14 protein-coding genes and 1 pseudogene are annotated in these 16,219 nt (G+C 43.2%); 10 read left to right on the forward strand and 5 right to left on the reverse strand.

The window, feature by feature from the left end:
- The first annotated feature begins 22 nt into the window (after positions 1–22).
- The 3 genes from PLE7327_RS10165 to PLE7327_RS10175 all read left to right on the forward strand — a co-directional run bounded on the left by PLE7327_RS10165 (position 23) and on the right by PLE7327_RS10175 (position 2,916).
- Complete coding sequence (locus tag PLE7327_RS10165) at positions 23–1,243, forward strand: ABC transporter ATP-binding protein (RefSeq protein WP_015143748.1); 1,221 nt, start codon at positions 23–25, stop codon at positions 1,241–1,243.
- Positions 1,218–1,907: a methyltransferase domain-containing protein gene (locus PLE7327_RS10170; RefSeq protein ID WP_015143749.1), complete on the forward strand. Its 690-nt coding sequence runs from the start codon at positions 1,218–1,220 to the stop codon at positions 1,905–1,907. Before PLE7327_RS10165 ends, PLE7327_RS10170 begins: the two co-directional genes overlap by 26 nt.
- A 67-nt stretch (positions 1,908–1,974) precedes the next feature.
- Positions 1,975–2,916 carry a hypothetical protein gene (locus PLE7327_RS10175; RefSeq protein ID WP_015143750.1) on the forward strand — a complete coding sequence of 314 codons (942 nt, stop codon included), beginning with the start codon at positions 1,975–1,977 and terminating at the stop codon, positions 2,914–2,916.
- Positions 2,917–3,042: 126 nt separating this feature from the next.
- Here PLE7327_RS10175 and PLE7327_RS23355 read toward each other — a convergent pair.
- A pseudogene (locus PLE7327_RS23355) lies at positions 3,043–3,951 on the reverse strand (transposase).
- A gap of 102 nt (positions 3,952–4,053) precedes the next feature.
- Here PLE7327_RS23355 and PLE7327_RS10185 point away from each other — a divergent pair.
- The 6 genes from PLE7327_RS10185 to PLE7327_RS10215 all read left to right on the forward strand — a co-directional run bounded on the left by PLE7327_RS10185 (position 4,054) and on the right by PLE7327_RS10215 (position 9,499).
- Complete coding sequence (locus PLE7327_RS10185; protein ID WP_015143751.1) at positions 4,054–5,670, forward strand: arylsulfatase; 1,617 nt, start codon at positions 4,054–4,056, stop codon at positions 5,668–5,670.
- Between the two features lie 47 nt (positions 5,671–5,717).
- Complete coding sequence (locus tag PLE7327_RS10190; protein WP_015143752.1) at positions 5,718–6,533, forward strand: sulfotransferase; 816 nt, start codon at positions 5,718–5,720, stop codon at positions 6,531–6,533.
- Positions 6,534–7,331: a class I SAM-dependent methyltransferase gene (locus PLE7327_RS10195; RefSeq protein ID WP_015143753.1), complete on the forward strand. Its 798-nt coding sequence runs from the start codon at positions 6,534–6,536 to the stop codon at positions 7,329–7,331.
- A 23-nt stretch (positions 7,332–7,354) separates the two neighbouring features.
- Complete coding sequence (locus tag PLE7327_RS10200) at positions 7,355–8,299, forward strand: glycosyltransferase (protein WP_015143754.1); 945 nt, start codon at positions 7,355–7,357, stop codon at positions 8,297–8,299.
- Between the two features lie 169 nt (positions 8,300–8,468).
- The gene (locus PLE7327_RS10205) at positions 8,469–8,945 is read left to right on the forward strand and encodes a DUF2752 domain-containing protein (RefSeq protein WP_015143755.1); all 477 of its coding nucleotides are present in this window, start codon (positions 8,469–8,471) and stop codon (positions 8,943–8,945) included.
- A 275-nt stretch (positions 8,946–9,220) separates the two neighbouring features.
- Positions 9,221–9,499: a TM2 domain-containing protein gene (locus tag PLE7327_RS10215; RefSeq protein ID WP_015143757.1), complete on the forward strand. Its 279-nt coding sequence runs from the start codon at positions 9,221–9,223 to the stop codon at positions 9,497–9,499.
- A 244-nt stretch (positions 9,500–9,743) separates the two neighbouring features.
- On the opposite strand, the gene gnd is transcribed toward PLE7327_RS10215, so the two are convergent.
- The 4 genes from gnd to PLE7327_RS10240 all read right to left on the reverse strand — a co-directional run bounded on the left by gnd (position 9,744) and on the right by PLE7327_RS10240 (position 14,581).
- On the reverse strand, positions 9,744–11,165 hold the full coding sequence (gene gnd / locus PLE7327_RS10225) for a decarboxylating NADP(+)-dependent phosphogluconate dehydrogenase (protein ID WP_015143759.1): 1,422 nt from the start codon (positions 11,163–11,165) through the stop codon (positions 9,744–9,746).
- Positions 11,166–11,216: 51 nt separating this feature from the next.
- Positions 11,217–12,605, reverse strand: coding sequence for an AtzE family amidohydrolase (locus PLE7327_RS10230; protein ID WP_015143760.1), 1,389 nt, complete (start codon positions 12,603–12,605; stop codon positions 11,217–11,219).
- Entirely contained in the window at positions 12,602–12,790 is a 189-nt protein-coding gene (locus PLE7327_RS10235) for a DUF4089 domain-containing protein (protein WP_015143761.1), read from the reverse strand. The genes PLE7327_RS10230 and PLE7327_RS10235 overlap by 4 nt, the downstream gene beginning before the upstream one ends.
- A 303-nt stretch (positions 12,791–13,093) precedes the next feature.
- Positions 13,094–14,581: a glycosyl hydrolase family 57 gene (locus PLE7327_RS10240; RefSeq protein WP_041392033.1), complete on the reverse strand. Its 1,488-nt coding sequence runs from the start codon at positions 14,579–14,581 to the stop codon at positions 13,094–13,096.
- Positions 14,582–14,867: 286 nt separating this feature from the next.
- Here PLE7327_RS10240 and PLE7327_RS10245 point away from each other — a divergent pair, with 286 nt between their 5' ends.
- The gene (locus PLE7327_RS10245; protein WP_015143763.1) at positions 14,868–16,193 is read left to right on the forward strand and encodes a PhoH family protein; all 1,326 of its coding nucleotides are present in this window, start codon (positions 14,868–14,870) and stop codon (positions 16,191–16,193) included.
- Positions 16,194–16,219: the final 26 nt, after the last annotated feature.

Consider the following 16,219-nt stretch of genomic DNA (forward strand, 5'->3'; position numbering starts at 1 on the left):
GGCGAGGAAAAAGACAAAAACTATGGATGACGAGATATTAATTAAAGTAGAAAACGTCTCAAAAAAATACTGTCGCGATTTAAAACGCTCCTTATGGTATGGACTTCAAGATATTGCATCCGAAGTCCTGGCGGGACGCAGACACAACGCCGAACTACGTCCAGATGAGTTTTGGTCGGTCGATAATGTTTCCTTTGAGTTGCGCCGAGGCGAATGTCTGGGACTAATCGGGCCCAACGGAGCTGGAAAAAGTACCCTATTAAAAATGCTTAATGGCTTGCTCAAGCCGGATAGAGGAAGAATCGAGCTACGGGGACGAGTAGGCGCGTTAATCGAACTATCGGCTGGATTTAACCCAATTCTCACAGGACGGGAAAATATCTACAGCAGAGGAGCGATTTTAGGTTTTACCAAAGCAGAAATCGATCGCAAACTGGATGCGATTATAGAATTTTCCGAATTAAAGGAATTTATAGACACTCCCGTAATTAATTATAGTTCTGGAATGAGAGTGCGGCTAGGGTTTGCCGTAGCGGCGCAGATGGAGCCAGATGTCTTGCTTCTCGATGAGGTTCTCGCCGTTGGTGACGTTGGATTTCGGGCTAAATGTTTTAATGCTATTTATAAAATGATTAAAAATGCAGCCGTGATTTTAGTAACCCACACGATGCCACAGGTATCGAGAGTTTGTTCCGACATTATGGTAATGAATCGCGGTAAGTGCGAATTTCAAGGCAAGAATGTACCTAAAGGAATCGATCTTTTTTATACTTTTTTTGAAGGTGAAGAAAGTAGTTTTTCAGGAAGCGGTCGGGCAGTTATTCATCAAATCGAACTTGAAAGTAATGGCAAAAAAGATATTGAGTCGATTAATTATTTAGATGAGCTTTCAATTTATATCGATACCACAATAGATACAACTGTTAAGTCTCCTACGATAGCTGTTGCCATTATGAGTCAGGAACTACAGCACGTGGCTCAATGTATTTCGTCATTTAGTGGAGTGGAAATAGCTAACACGGGAGAAAGAATGAGAGTGGTGCTAAATTTAGGTAAGCTTAATTTCAATCCAGGAATTTATTCAATAGCTATCACTATTAATTCTGAAAATCTAGGAGAAGTGCTGTGCAGATATGACAATATCAAAAAGTTTAGAGTGGTTGGCAAACAATATGGATATGCCCCCGTACTAATAGAAGGTGAATGGAGGGTTTTCAATGGGGTTAAATATCAAGAAATTTAAACTCTATTTTGACCAAAAACTTAAGAATTTGGCTGCCGATCTAAGTCATTCTTTCAACCCCAAAAAATTATTGGTTAGCCATCGATTGACCTCTCAATTGTATCAGCGCGATCGCTTAAAGAAAATCCTAGCTTCTGGAAAACCACTTAAAATTCATCTCGGTTGCGGAGACGATTACTTTCCAGGATACGTCAATATCGATGCTTATCCCGAATCAAAAGCCGATTTAATTATGGACTCAAAAAATTTAACTTTATTTCCAGACAATTGCGCAGAAATTATTGAGTCTTACCATTTTTTTGAACATCTTCAGCTTCACGAAGCGAGAGAGTCTCTAAAAGAATGGTTTCGCATTCTTCAACCTGGCGGTACGGTCGTTATAGAATTGCCAAACCTAGCAGTATGCGCTCAAGAAATTGGCAAGCATTTCAATCCCAAGGATGGTGTTGATTTAGCTATGGCAGGAATTTTTTCCTACCCTGCTTTAGTCGCAGAGCAAGGATACGGCATGATACATAAGTGGGGCTGGACTCCTGAAACCTTGGGAGCAGAATTATCGGCTGTTGGTTTTGTCGAGGTTCAGCAGCATCCTATCAAGCAGACGTGGAGACTCGGTACCTCATGGAACAGAGATATGCAAATGAGAGGAGTAAAGCCGCAGTGACAAAATTTTACTCGAATAAATTGAATTAATATCTCAAAATTAATCGAAACTTTCTAGGGAATTTGTTATGACAGAACGAGCAGCTATATTAATTGTCAACGGCGGCAAAGATCCAAAACAGGGTAAATGGATCGAATTGTGTATTAATAAAATTCTCGAACATACTAAATGGTCGGATTATCACATTTACGTATGGAACAATAATCTTGAAGATACTGCTGTCGTAAACTTTCTCAAAAGTATTCCCTTGGTTACGTTAATTCAAGCTAATCCTGAAGAATGCCTTGCACACGTCCATGCAGTGCCACTTCAGAGACTTTATGAATTAGCCCTTCAAGATCGACCTAAATATAAATATGTTGTTGCGATGGATAGCGATGCCCATCCTATTCAAGATGGTTGGCTAACAAAGCTGATATCTTCATTAGATAATGAAGTTGTTTTGGCAGGGGTTTGGCGAGATGAATTAAAGAAAGCCATCACTCCTTATATCCATGCAAGTTGTCTGTGTACTACGGTAGACTTCATTGAGAGTAATAACTTAAGACTAGATTTTATTGCGCCTAACACAAAGACAGAAATACACGATACCCTTTCGGTTTTGACGGAAAAAGCCAAAGAATTAAACTTAAAAATGTTTAAGCTATGCAGAAGTAATAAGAATAATTTTCATCGTCTAATGGGAGGTATATATGGCGACTTAATCTATCATCACGGAGCGGGTTCTAGAGTGAATATTAGTTTTTGGGATGAAGCCCACAATGAAAGTAATGTAGAAAAAAATAAACAATTAGCAGAAATCGCTACTAATTTAGTTTTTACTCGTTATGCCGAGTACATTCAGTGGTTGCAAGGTCATAATCAAGAGAAAAATTTTGAAGTAATGATGTTAGAACTCAAAAAGCTCGAACGACGTAAATTCAAACCACAGAATACCATTCATTTTTCCTGGAAACTTTTTGAGCGATCGCTAAAAAAACTCAAAAAAATATTAATCAATAAAAAATGAACGAATCTTACCTCTCTCTCCTATTATAAGAAGAGGCGCAAGGGTAGAGAGAGGAGAGAAAAAGAAGTTGCTTAAAATACAGAAGTGTTGAATCCAGATATAAAACTTCATATTTCAGCGAACACTTCAATGGACAAGTGCCTCTGGGAGGAAATCATAGCTCCAGTGCACGATGGAACAACGACGACTGAATTCCAATTGTAAATAGCGAAACTTATAGAAGCAAATATGCAATCAGTACCACATAGATTTGAATCATCACTCCGTTAACGCTTTTACCAATCAAGCGGTCGAGTTTGAGATGCATTTTCAAGAACTTCCACAGAAGCTCAATGTACCATCGGTTACGATAGATTTCACCAATCTCTTCATTGGTCATCTCATCTAAATTTGTCGCCAAGCGAAACTTACTTCGACTCTCCAGCTCACCAAACCAAACGACGCGATACCGTTGATGGTCGAGTTCGGTTTTCATGTTGTTTTTGAGCCGCACGACGAAGCGCGTTTGAGTGGCACTCAGTTCATCCAAGAAATCCCAACTTGCAAAGCCTCGAGCCATTACTCCAACGCCGTTCTCGGGAATCATACTATTCACGGTTTCGGCCAATCGAGCATCATGTCCTTGCCCAAAATGAATCAAACATTCCGTCGGATTGCCCTGCTCTAAATTGATGCCATTGAGCAATTTAACTTGACGATCTTCCTGCTCCCAAAATAACTTGCTGGTTAAACTAATCACCGTCGAATCAATCGGAATGAGCATCTGTTCTGTGCGGTGAGGGGGTGCCGTCGCCTTAAGCGTTGGCGTAAGTCCAAGTAGATGCGGCAAAAATTCTCCCTTTGCCGAGTTTTACAAGCTTTGGAACCAGCATGATTGAGCCGATAAAATAGAGCTCGCAGGCTCGTCAAGCTGGCATCGAGCACAAACGTCAGCCAGATTTCAAAGAACAAGCGGGTGTTCAAAACTGGGTAGTCAGTCGGCGACAGGCCCTTGACAAGCGATTTGACAATATTGGGAAACGACGATAGCATCAGACAGAATTTTTTATTTGATAGGGGTTAGAATACTATTTTCTGACCCCTTTTTTCTTGTCTTAAGCTTTCTTTCAACACTTCTGGAATAAGTCAATTGTTCTTATGAGCGCTCATATTTTTCTTAACAAAAAACTTATTGTTGGAATTATTACATTTATTAGTGTAGCGATCGCAGCTATTTATAGTAACTTTTTTGTATCGGATGGCGTTCGAGCAGCCGCCCAAAAACCAAATATCGTAATCATCATGGCGGATGATTTGGGCTGGAATGACGTAGGTTATCATAACTCTGAAATTAAAACTCCCAATCTAGACAAATTAGCCGAATCTTCTACGAGACTGGATAGATTTTATGTCACTAGCTCGTGTACTCCAACTCGTGCTGCACTCATGACAGGAAGGCATCCTTCTCGTTATGGAATGTCATCTGGTGTCATATGGCCCTGGGATAAAGTTGGTTTGCCTCTCGAAGAAAAAACAATCGCTCAAACCTTAAAAGAAGCAGGTTACTATACAGCGATTGTCGGGAAATGGCATCTCGGTCACTACAAAGAAGAATACTTACCAACTCGCAGAGGATTTGATTATCATTACGGGCATTATTGCGGCAGTATCGATTACTTTACTCACCAATTAGATGCAGGGATACAAGGCGGGTTGGATTGGCATCGAAACGAACAACCTGTCGAGGAAGAAGGGTACGCAACAGATTTACTTGCTCAAGAAGCTGTCAAGTTGATTCGCGACTGCGATTATAACAAATCTCCCTTATTCCTTTATGTTTCTTTCAACGCTCCTCACGCTCCTTTACAGGCTAAAGAAAAAGACATTAAAAATTATGCCAATATCCAAGATGAAGGGCGGAGAATTTTTGCCGCTCAAGTGCAATCGATGGATGAAGCAGTCGGTAGAATTGTTGCAGCCCTTAAAGAAAAACAAGTCTGGGACAATACCCTACTGTTTTTTACTAGCGATAATGGCGGAGGAAGCGACCAACCCTGGACTAGAGGTGATAATCGTCCTTTGAGAGGTCAAAAAGGTACTTTATACGACGGAGGAGTTCGAGTTCCAACCATAATTTCCTTTCCAGCTCAATTAAAAGGCGGTCAAGTCATCGAGCAAGTTTTCTCGGTAGTCGATTTATATCCTACTTTAGCTAAGTTAGCTGGGGTTAAGGAAAGTTCTCAAAATCAACTCGATGGAGTAGATATCCTAGAATCTATCGCTACTGGTTCGACTCGACGGGATGAGGTCTTAATACAATACCAAGCACTTGCCTCGCCGCCATGGTTTAAGGCCGCCTTAGTTAAGGAGAATTATAAGCTAGTTCTCAATAGCACTTCACCCTCACCCTATTACGGTATCGCAGAACTATTCAATCTTAAAAACGACCCATTGGAAACTCGCAATCTCGCTTATTCCGAACCAGAAAAAGTTCTAGAACTACAAAAGCGAGTAGAAGCTCATAAAAAAGAGGCAAAATCTCCTATATTGAATAATTCTACTGAAATGCCGCCAGGTTTTGTAATTCCTAAAGTTTGGTCGCCTAAATACTTACAGGCAAGTCGAGACAAAGAGAAATCTCCTAGAAGAACTAGGATATTAGATAAATTTTCTACACGCTCTATTGTTCTTGTTTCTTTCTTTATGGGTGTTTTGAGTGGTTCTGTAGCAACCATAGTGTTAATGTTTATCCGAAAAAGAAAGATCGCAGTATAGTTGTGGCTAAGTATTCATGATTCCCAATATAAAAAAATCGACGAACTATGCGTAACGTTGTTATATTAGGCTCTGGGCGAAGCGGCACCAGTATGGTAGCGGGAACCCTATCTCAAGCGGGCTACTTTATGGGAGAAGATTTTTGGCCCACCCGCAATGCCAATCCCAAGGGTTTTTTTGAAGACGTAGAAATCAATGAAATCAATGAAGATATTCTAGAGCCAGTCATTCCCAAGCGGTTGCATATCCCCGCAATAAAAATTAGAAGGCTGCGCCTACACATCCCCGAACGAGCTTTCTTTCGCAATCGCCCTCTCAAATGGCATCGGTGGCTAGCTTGCGTGCCCGTAAAGACTGAGATTCCCTCTTCTCCTCAAATTATAGAGCGAATCCAGAAAATTACAAAAAAAGAGCCTTACTGCCTAAAAGACCCCCGCTTTTCTTACACGCTTCCTGTATGGAAGCCTTATCTAAAAGATACTGCGTTTATTTGCGTATTTCGCGATCCGGCTAGTACTGTCTTGAGTATTTTGAAAGAATGCAGCAGCGTCGATCATTTATGCCACGAAATAACGGGGATAAGACTATCTTGGCAACAAGCTTTAGAAATGTGGACGCTCATGTACGAGCATATTTTAGAAAAACACTCTCATGAGGGAGAATGGCTATTTATTCACTACAATCAAGCTGTTTCTCCAGAAGGTTTAAATAGATTAGAAACTTTTACGGGAGCATCGGTCGATCGCTCTTTTCCCAATCCTAATATTCGCCGCTCATTTTCGGATAAATCCGTTCCTAAAAAAACGATGAAAATTTATCAGAAGCTATGTGAGCTTGCCAATTATGAGGTTGATTTAAGGTAAATGGTTATTGGTGACTGGGAAATATTGGTATATAAAGAGGAAAAATCCATGGAAACTAATGTAATTGAATTACTTGAGAGAGAGCAGCCAATGTTTCATTTAAAAAGCTTGACTCAAGAAGTTCCAAATGCTGAGAATTTTTTCTTTAAACGAGGTACTACAGAGACACAAGAATTTTCTCGAACGTTTTATACGATTGGCAAAGATGTTTTGAATTATATTGCATCTATCGTCAAACCAGATTATGTCACTCTGGAAACTGGTGGAGGCTATTCTACCGTTGTATTTGCCACTAATGCTAAAGAGCATATTTGCGTCAATCCAGATATAACTGCTAATCAGTTAGTAAAAGATTGGTTGCGCGATCGCGGTTACACTTGCGATAATTTATACTTTATTGAAGATTCTTCGGATCGCGGATTGGCAAAACTAGCACTATCAAAATCATCAGAATCAATCGATGTCGCGCTAATCGATGGAAGTCATAGTTTTCCTTTTCCTATAGTAGATTGGCATTTTATAGACTTATTTTTAAAAGCTGGCGGCAAACTTCTTGTCGATGATACTCAAATTAACTCTGTCAAAATATTGAGCGATTTTTTATTGCTTGAGCCATCTTATAAAAAAATTGCTGAAATTGGTAAATGTATCGTTTTTGAAAAAACAAGCGATGCTAGAGCGATGGGATGGCTCGACCAAGAAATTAACAAGCGACCTTTGACAGGGTTTTCAGAGCCAGAAGTTGCTAGAAAGATAAATCCTTTCAAAGCATTTTTACAAAGAATTGGTATCCTTTGAGTTGAACGCAAATCGCTCAAATTATGGTAGCAGGCATAACCATTCAAATTTCTGCCATTATTTGTACCTTCAATCGTGCCTCATATTTGCGCAAGGCAATCCAAAGCTCGATCGCGCAGACTCTCGATCCCAGTTGCTACGAAATCTTAATTATAGATAACCGTTCGACAGACGATACTAAGAGAGTTGTCACCGAGGAGTTTTCCCACGTTTCCAATCTCCGCTATATCTACGAACCCATTCAAGGACTTTCACAAGCTCGCAATACAGGTTGGCAAAATGCGCGGGGAGAATATGTTGCCTATTTAGATGACGATGCGATCGCCTATCCCCAATGGTTGGAAAAAATTCTCGAAGTCTTTGCCACGGTTAACCCTAAACCAGGTGCTGTTGGCGGCAAGATCGAGCCTATTTGGGAAGCACCTCGACCTTCTTGGCTATCAGAGGGATTAGCGCAAGGATTGACGATATTAGATTGGTCGGAAACCCCTATCTTCTTAGAAAGCGATCGCTGGCTGGCAGGTGCTAACGTGGCTTATCCCAAACATCTGCTCCAACAAATGAAGGGCTTTGATGTTAATCTAGGTCGCAAAGGTAGCAATCTCCTGTCGTGCGAAGAATCCCTGTTGCACGATCGCTTAAAAAATAATGGCTATCGGCTTTATTACCATCCTGCCGTTGCTGTCAGACATCACATACATGCTTCTCGGCTGGTTAAGGATTGGCATATTAAAAGACAGTACTGGAACGGGGTATCTATATCGACGGCATTGCTATACCAAATTAAACTGCCTCTATCGGTGCGTTTGAAAAAAGCGCGATCGCATCTTAGAAATGAGATACTGCCACTGCTCAAAAAGATGTGGTTGCTGAGGGCACAAAAAAATGAGAATGAATTCTTCGATCTAAGATGTTCCCTCGCCTATCAACTGGGATATTTGTATGGGTTATTAAGATTAGCTGGTTGAGAGGTAGTCGCGCTCTATCGTATCTTTTCCCTTTCACTCGATCGGTCCCGTCGCTTCTAAAATTCCCTAAATCCCCCAAAAACAGCGCAAAACTAAAGCAATATTTAGTTTTTTTTACCAGAAAGCTTTAGACGTGGTTATACTATAGCTCAGATTTAATGAAATATTTATGCTAAAGTTTTCTGCTTCTTCTCTATCTCCTCATGCCTTGCGAGTTCGCGCGATCGAGTTAGTTTTATTTGCATCACCTCTGGTGGGAGCTTACTATTATGGCTATACGGAGCAATCATCGCCTTTATTTTGTCCCTTCAAAGCTTTAACAGGAATTCCCTGTCCTGGATGTGGAATGACTCGTTCTTTTATCGCGATCGCGACGGGGCATATCGATAAAGCTTTGGATTACCATATCTTTGGGATTTTCTTATTTCTAGGATTTGCGATCGCTACAATTCATCTTTTCTTAGAACTTTTGAGCAAACGAAAAGTCATAACTCCCTTCAGCAAGCTGATTAAACATAAAAAAATCCAATTATTATTTCTTTTCCTGTTTTTAATCTACCATTTAATTCGCATTCACAATCTATTAAAATCTGGAGAACTAGCCTATGGCTTTTATCATTCTCCGCTAGGTAAATTAATTTACTAAAAATATGCTTGCCAAAGAAAATGAAAACTAGAAAAATCTCTAGAAACTTGGTTTATATTATTCTACTCTTTTTGTTTAGCATGACAGCATGCGAAACCTTTTCGCTAGTAGAAATGAATATTTTTATAAAAGCTTATGGGTTGCTGCTTGCTCTACAGGCTGGCTTTGCCTTAATTTATTTGAATTTTTATCGACTGCGACATCGCTAAGATATTAAAGATAATTTGCAATGTTCGAGTAAAATTGATATAGAATTTCAGAGGAAATTACCGAAGATGACACAACCTAATTCTAGTGAAGCCAATAGTAAGAAAATTGCTGCTGGCATCTGTGGTATTCTTTTAGGCTATTTTGGCGTTCATAAGTTTATTCTTGGATATTCTACTGAAGGCGCAATTATGCTAGTAGTGACTTTAGTAGGTGGATTACTTACTTGTGGGATTGCTTCAGGTGTCATGGGAATTATTGGATTAGTTGAAGGGATTGTTTACTTAACTAAAACCGATGAAGAATTTTACAATATGTATATAGCTAATAAGAAAGGCTGGTTCTAAGTTGTTATGCTTAATTTAAAACCAAAAAAGCTAACGCTAACAATATTATTAGCTTTATTTGGGCTGGCATATTTTAGCAGTTTATCCAATTGGGAAATTAATGTTTGGCTCAGAAATTATATTGCGATCGCACCTTTGCAGATTTTAGCGTTGCTTTATGTTTATTTTTATTGGAAACGGCGTAGAATCAAAAATCCGATCGTTAAATGATTTGGGCGGGCAATGCCCACCCCAGCATTAAACGCTACTTAGCAGTCCATTCCGTATGGAAAAACTCGCCCCTCGGTCTATCGATGCGTTCGTAAGTGTGGGCACCGAAATAATCTCGTTGCGCTTGGGTAAGATTTTGTGGCAGGCGATCGCGTCGATAGCTGTCAAAATAATCTAAAGAAGCACTAAATGCTGGAACTGCAATTCCTAGCTTATTAGCGATACAAAGAACTTCTCGCCATGCTTCTTGCCGATCTAAAATAGTTTGCTTAAATTCAGGCGCTAGAAGAAGATTGGGCAAGCTTGGATTCTCATTGAAGGCAGTTTGAATCTTTTTCAGGAATCCAGCCCGAATAATACACCCTCCCTTCCAAATCCGGGCACATTCAGACAAATTGATATTGTAGTTAAACTCAGCCGATGCTTTAGCAATCAATGCCATTCCCTGAGCATAAGAACACATCTTTGAGCAATAAAGAGCGTCCCGTATTTTGTTGATAAATGACTTAGTATCCCCATCGTATTTGCCCGTAGGACCAGTCAGTTCCTTCGAGGCAGCCACCCGTTCGTCTTTGTAAGCAGACATGATACGCGCGTTGACTGCCGCAAAAATCGTGGGAATGGAGACTCCCAATTCTAGGGCACTAAACACAGTCCAGCGTCCCGTTCCTTTCTGTCCGGCTGAATCTAAAATCAAATCGACTAGCGGTAAATTCGTCTCTTTGTCGATGTAGGTGAAGATATCCGCCGTAATTTCAATTAAAAATGAATTGAGTTCGTCGGTTGTATTCCACTCGGCAAAAACCTCGTGAAGTTGCTGATGATTGAGTCCCAGAGTATTTTTGAGCAAATCGTAAGCTTCGGCAATGAGTTGCATATCGCCGTACTCAATGCCATTGTGTACCATCTTGACATAGTGACCCGCACCGCCGGGTCCGATATAAGTGACGCAAGGACCATCCTCTACTTGAGCGGCGATTTTCGTCAAAATGGGTTCTAACTCTCTGTAGGCGGATTCCGTGCCTCCTGGCATCAAACTAGGGCCGTGCAGGGCACCTTCTTCGCCACCACTAACCCCCATCCCAACGAATCCCAACCCAGTAGGTTCTAATTCTTTGGTACGTCGTTCCGTATCTTCGTAGAGGGAGTTACCGCCATCGATAATCATATCTCCCTTTTCGAGCAAGGGTTTTAGGTCTTGAATGACTGCATCGACGGGGGCACCCGCTTTTACCATAACTAAGATTTTGCGGGGGCGTTCCAGGGCATGTACGAATTCTTGGAGGGAATAGGCAGCTTTAACGTCCTTACCTTGCGCCCTCGTTGCCATGAATTCCTCTGTTTTGGCGGCGGTACGATTGTAGACGGCGATGGGAAAACCGCGACTTTCTACGTTGAGGGCGAGGTTTTCACCCATTACCGCTAGACCGATTACACCGAAGGTTCGCTTATTCATAAACCGTGCTTGTCTGAAGGGTCAACTCACTTTCAGGGTAGCCCGATCTGCTTAATCTTCCCGTAAAGAAGACATTAAAAAACTATTGCCGATCGCGGCGGCAACGCGGAGTATGGCAGATTCATTGTAGGGTGCGGCGACAATTTGCACGCCTAATGGCAGCTTGCCACCAGACAAAATAGAAAATGAAAGGATAGGCAAACCAATAAACGAAAGCGGTTGGGTAAAACGCCCCAAATTGGGACGCACTAAGATTTCTTCTCCCGCAATAACCATTTTTTCTTGACCGATAGGCGGTGCGACGCAAGGTGTAGTGGGAGCGAGAATAATATCGACGCGATCGAAAATTTCTCGAACGCGATCGCGATACCAGCGGCGAAATCTTTGTGCTTGAACGTACCAAGAGGCAGGAATCAAAGCACCCGCTAAAAAGCGATCTCTTGTGGCGGGATCGAAATCTCTGGGACGCGATCGCAAATTTTTTAGATGCAAGTTCGATCCTTCAACTGCCGTAATAACATATGCCGCCGCCCTAGCGCGATGGGATTCTGGTATGATTACTCGTTGGGCAACTCCTAACGCTTGCGCCACCCGTTCGACGGCTTCTATTGCTTCTAGTTCGGCTCCTTGAGTAAAATAACCGTCGGCAACGGCAATTCGCAACCCTTCAATGCCGCGATCGAGTTCGGGAAAGCAGGGTTGGGGAGGGCGTTGGGTACAAATCGGATCGCGGGGATCGCTTCCTTGCAAGATATCGAAAACCGCAGCAATATCGCGCTGCGATCGCGCAAACGGTCCAATACAATCCAAACTGGCGGAAAATAAAAATGTCCCCGCACGAGAAAGACGACCGTAGGTCGGTTTTAAGCCGAAGATCCCGCATAAGGCGGCGGGAACCCGAATCGAACCGTTGGTATCCGAACCGAGAGAGATAGGAACCAATCCTGCGGCAACGGCGGCAGCAGAACCGCCAGACGATCCCCCAGCAATGCGAGTCAGATCGTGGGGATTGTGCGTCGCCCCATAGTGAGCGTTTTCCGTGACGAAGCCATAGGCGTATTCGTCCATATTTAACGATCCCACTAGGATAGCCCCCGCTTGTTTGAGTCGGGCGACGGCAGTTGCATCGCGACTGGCGGGAGGATTTTCTGCATTGATTTTTGAACCCGCCAGGGTGGTCATTCCAGCGATATCGAAGAGATTTTTCACGGCAAAGGGTACGCCAGCAAGGATGCCGGGATCGTTTCCTTGGGCGATCGCGCCGTCGATCTGTTCGGCTTGCGCGATTGCCGCTTCGGCAGTAATCTTCGTAAAACAGTTTAGGGTTGAGTTGCGTTGGGCGATTCGATCGAGGGTAGACTCAATAACGGCTTTGGCAGTCGTTTCGCCATTGCGAATTGCTGTGGCGATCGCGATCGCGTCGGAGGTTTGCACATTCATGGCTCAAAAACCGGGGCGGCTTCGAGATCTTCTGGTAACTCAAATTCTGTCACCAAAGTCGCGATCGCTGCAATCCTCGTCATATTATCAATGACTCCAGGAAGATATTCCGGTGCAATGGATAAATCTAGCAATTGCGCCGTTCGTTCTATATAGTCGGCAACATCGAGCGTTTTTTCGTTCATTTAATTGACAATGCGATTGGCTTTTGTCAAGAAATTTTATAATAACTGGCTGATTAATTCTAGGTTTTTTTAATTCCTTTAATGACACGATCGCAATTAGATACCGAACTTTAGTTAACTTCTTTCTCAAGATAGGCTTCTAATTTCACCAAATTTTTTATTCCCCAAATCTAAAGCCCTATAAGACGGACTTTAGCATCTTAGACAGAGAATTTATTCTCTGTCTAATAGAATCAAATAGCCCTAAGTGCAAGCTATCGCTAATTTAGTGGGCGTTGCCCACCTAGCTCATTTCGATCCTCTTTACACTTTCAACAGCGCCTCGCCCCGTTCGTAAAGCGTGTGAGCATAATCCGTCCAAGTCCCTTGTCCCCAGTAACGGAAGCAACTGGTTTGCAATAACAGGTTATACAGCAAAGCTTCGTGATAGTCAGGACGCTTCGTTACCGAGGGATCTTGCTTGACCAACGGGTCATATTTTTCGTGGAACATGGCACTCAACTTATTCATTGGTTCGAGAACATTTTCATAACCGCGAACCCAACTGAGATTATTTGTCCAAGAGGCACCATCCATATGGAATTGATGGTCGGTTTGTTTCAATTGTGCTATTGCCTTTTCCACGGCTTCTGGCGTAGCCTTATCCGGTTCGACTCGCTGCCAAATCTTGTGTTGCCCAATAGCCTGACAAGTCGGATAGTCGTCGGGATTGACACCTGCTGCTTCAAGCAGTTCTATATATTCAGTGCCGTTGATGCCGACAACACCTGCCGTGTTGATTCCATTATCTTTGATTTCATACCAAACGGGTTGAAAATCGCGAGGAAATTCGTTCATCATCACGCCGCCATTTTCTCCATCGGCAATCTGAGTGACGCAACTGGGAACGCTTACATTGCCAATTTGCTGCTTGCCCCGTCCTTTCGCTTCGTGATAGGGCTGCATCTGGGCGACTAATTTCGTATCCGAACCTTGCGTTTTAATCAACGCCGTGATGCTGATAGTTTCCCCCTTGGAATTGCGGGCAATCAAGCTGTTGGGAACGTATTTATCCTCATGCCGCAACCCCGAACCATCTAGGCGTTCTACTGAATGCTCCTGCACCAATAGCCAACGATAGCCGCATTCTTTAAGCGCCTTAATATACTCGTAGAGCGTATCTGGATGGTTGGGTAGGTGCATTTCTGGCGGCGAGAAGCCCTTGACGCGCTTGAGGGCATCGTAACCAAAAATAGCAGCAAAGTACTGTTGCCATGCCTGAATGTGTAATTTGATGTCGGGAATGGGCGTGGAAGGAACGACAGCATGACTCCACATCGTCCCCAGCCATTCGACATAGGGTTGATACTGGGGATCGCAAGCAATGCGTTTAAGATTGTTAATAATGTCTTCTCGCCTCATCTGATGCAATCCCCACAACAGATTGCCCGAATAGTCGAGCATGATGCGAGGATTGCAACCATTACTCACTAGTTCGGGAATGAAATCGCCCATGCGACTATAACACCAGGCAAAAACCCCCGCATTGTGGTTATCTCCCTCGCCGGAATGCTCGAACATGTATTGGAGATTGCTAATGAGTTCGCCATTTGGTCCAGCGGGAATGGTGGGTTGATGCATATGCAGGGCACATGCAAATCCTGCCGTAATGTTTTCTAAGCGAAGGTTTGTTGTGGGTAAGAAGATCGGTTCGTTGTGATTGACGACTGCATTAATTTCTGCTTCCCAACCGCAAATATTCGGCAATTCCGATTGGGTCGGCAGGTTGGGAGATGGGACTGTTGCGATCATAAGTTTTTCCTTAATATTTGCGACTGTGCGGATACTTTCCCACACCACACTTAGGCGCGAATCTATCATACATTACATATAGCTTGCCTCTGCTTTAAGTAAAATTTAAGTAAAAGTGCTAGGGTCAGGATGTCCCGATCGCACCTAAATCAATAAAACCGAACGCGATCGCGCGGAAAGTTTCATTTTCGCAATACAATCCCCAATAATTTGCTGGAGCGCGATAGATTAGGCTTAGTTTGCCTTAATTCATAATACTCGCCGCGATCGCTAGTGAGGAGGGTCTATGAAAAAAGCCTTTGTCATCGATACCAACCTGCTTCTACACGACCCAAACGCGATGCTGCGGTTCGAGGACAACGATGTCGTGCTTCCAATTACAATTATTGAAGAACTAGACCGATTTAAAAAGCAAGCCGACGTTATTGGCAGAAATGCTCGTCAGGCATCTCGTACTCTCGATAAATTACGTCAGCAAGGTCATCTAACTGAAGGCATTCCCCTCGATAGCGGCGGTACACTGCGAGTAGCTCTGTGCGACAAAAAGATTCTTCAGGAACTGCCTGCGGAACTAGAGGGAGATAGTGCAGACAATGCCATTCTCGCAGTAGCGCTACAACTCAAGCGCCAGTGCCAATGTCCGGTTGTGCTAGTTAGCAAAGATATCAACCTGCGCATCAAAGCCGATGCCTTGGGGCTAGCTGCCGAGGATTACAAAACCGATAAAGTCAATGTTGAAGGACTTTACACGGGCATGGGCGAGGTTATGGTAGAGGCGAAAGAAATCGAGCAACTGTTGAAACAAGGTTCTCTTATTCTAAATCGCGAGTTTTTTCCCAACCAAGCTCTAACTCTGATAGATAGTGCCAATCCTTCACATACAGCCCTTGCCGTAGTTGACGGAGCGAGTAAACGGATTGTCTCGCTGCTCAAACTTCCCCAGTCTGGCATCTCTCGCATTCGTCCCCGCAATCGCGAACAAAAATTTGCTTTCGATCTGTTGCTGCGCGATTCGATCCCATTGGTTACTTTAGTAGGTAAGGCGGGGACTGGTAAAACTTTACTGGCGATCGCGGCTGGATTGCATAAGGTAGCCGACGAAAAAGCCTACAGCAGGCTATTAATTTCTCGCCCCGTTGTGCCGATGGGTCGAGATTTAGGCTATCTGCCTGGAGAAGTCAAAGAAAAGCTGACTCCCTGGATGCAACCTCTCTATGACAATTTCGATCTCATCTTCGGCACTCAAGATCCCTCGGATAAACCCCGTCACTGGCGACGGGGACACGAGGAACTGATAGAATTTGGCTTGCTGGAGATCGAGCCACTCACTTATATTCGCGGTCGCACGCTGCCCAAGCAGTTTTTTGTCGTAGATGAGGCTCAGAACCTAACCCCCCATGAAGTCAAGACAATTCTCACCCGTGCCGGAGAAGGAACTAAAGTAGTACTGACTGGCGACATCGATCAAATCGATAACCCCTATGTAGATGCTGCCAGCAATGGTCTTAGTTGTGTGGTAGAGAAGTTTAAGCACGATCCCCTAGCCGGACATATTACCTTGCTTAAAGGCGAACGCTCCGATCTGGCGGAACGGGCAGCATCTTTGCTTTAGGGCGATCCTTCAATCCACTAATTGAT

This window comes from Pleurocapsa sp. PCC 7327 (assembly GCF_000317025.1).
Lineage (GTDB): Bacteria > Cyanobacteriota > Cyanobacteriia > Cyanobacteriales > Microcystaceae > Hydrococcus.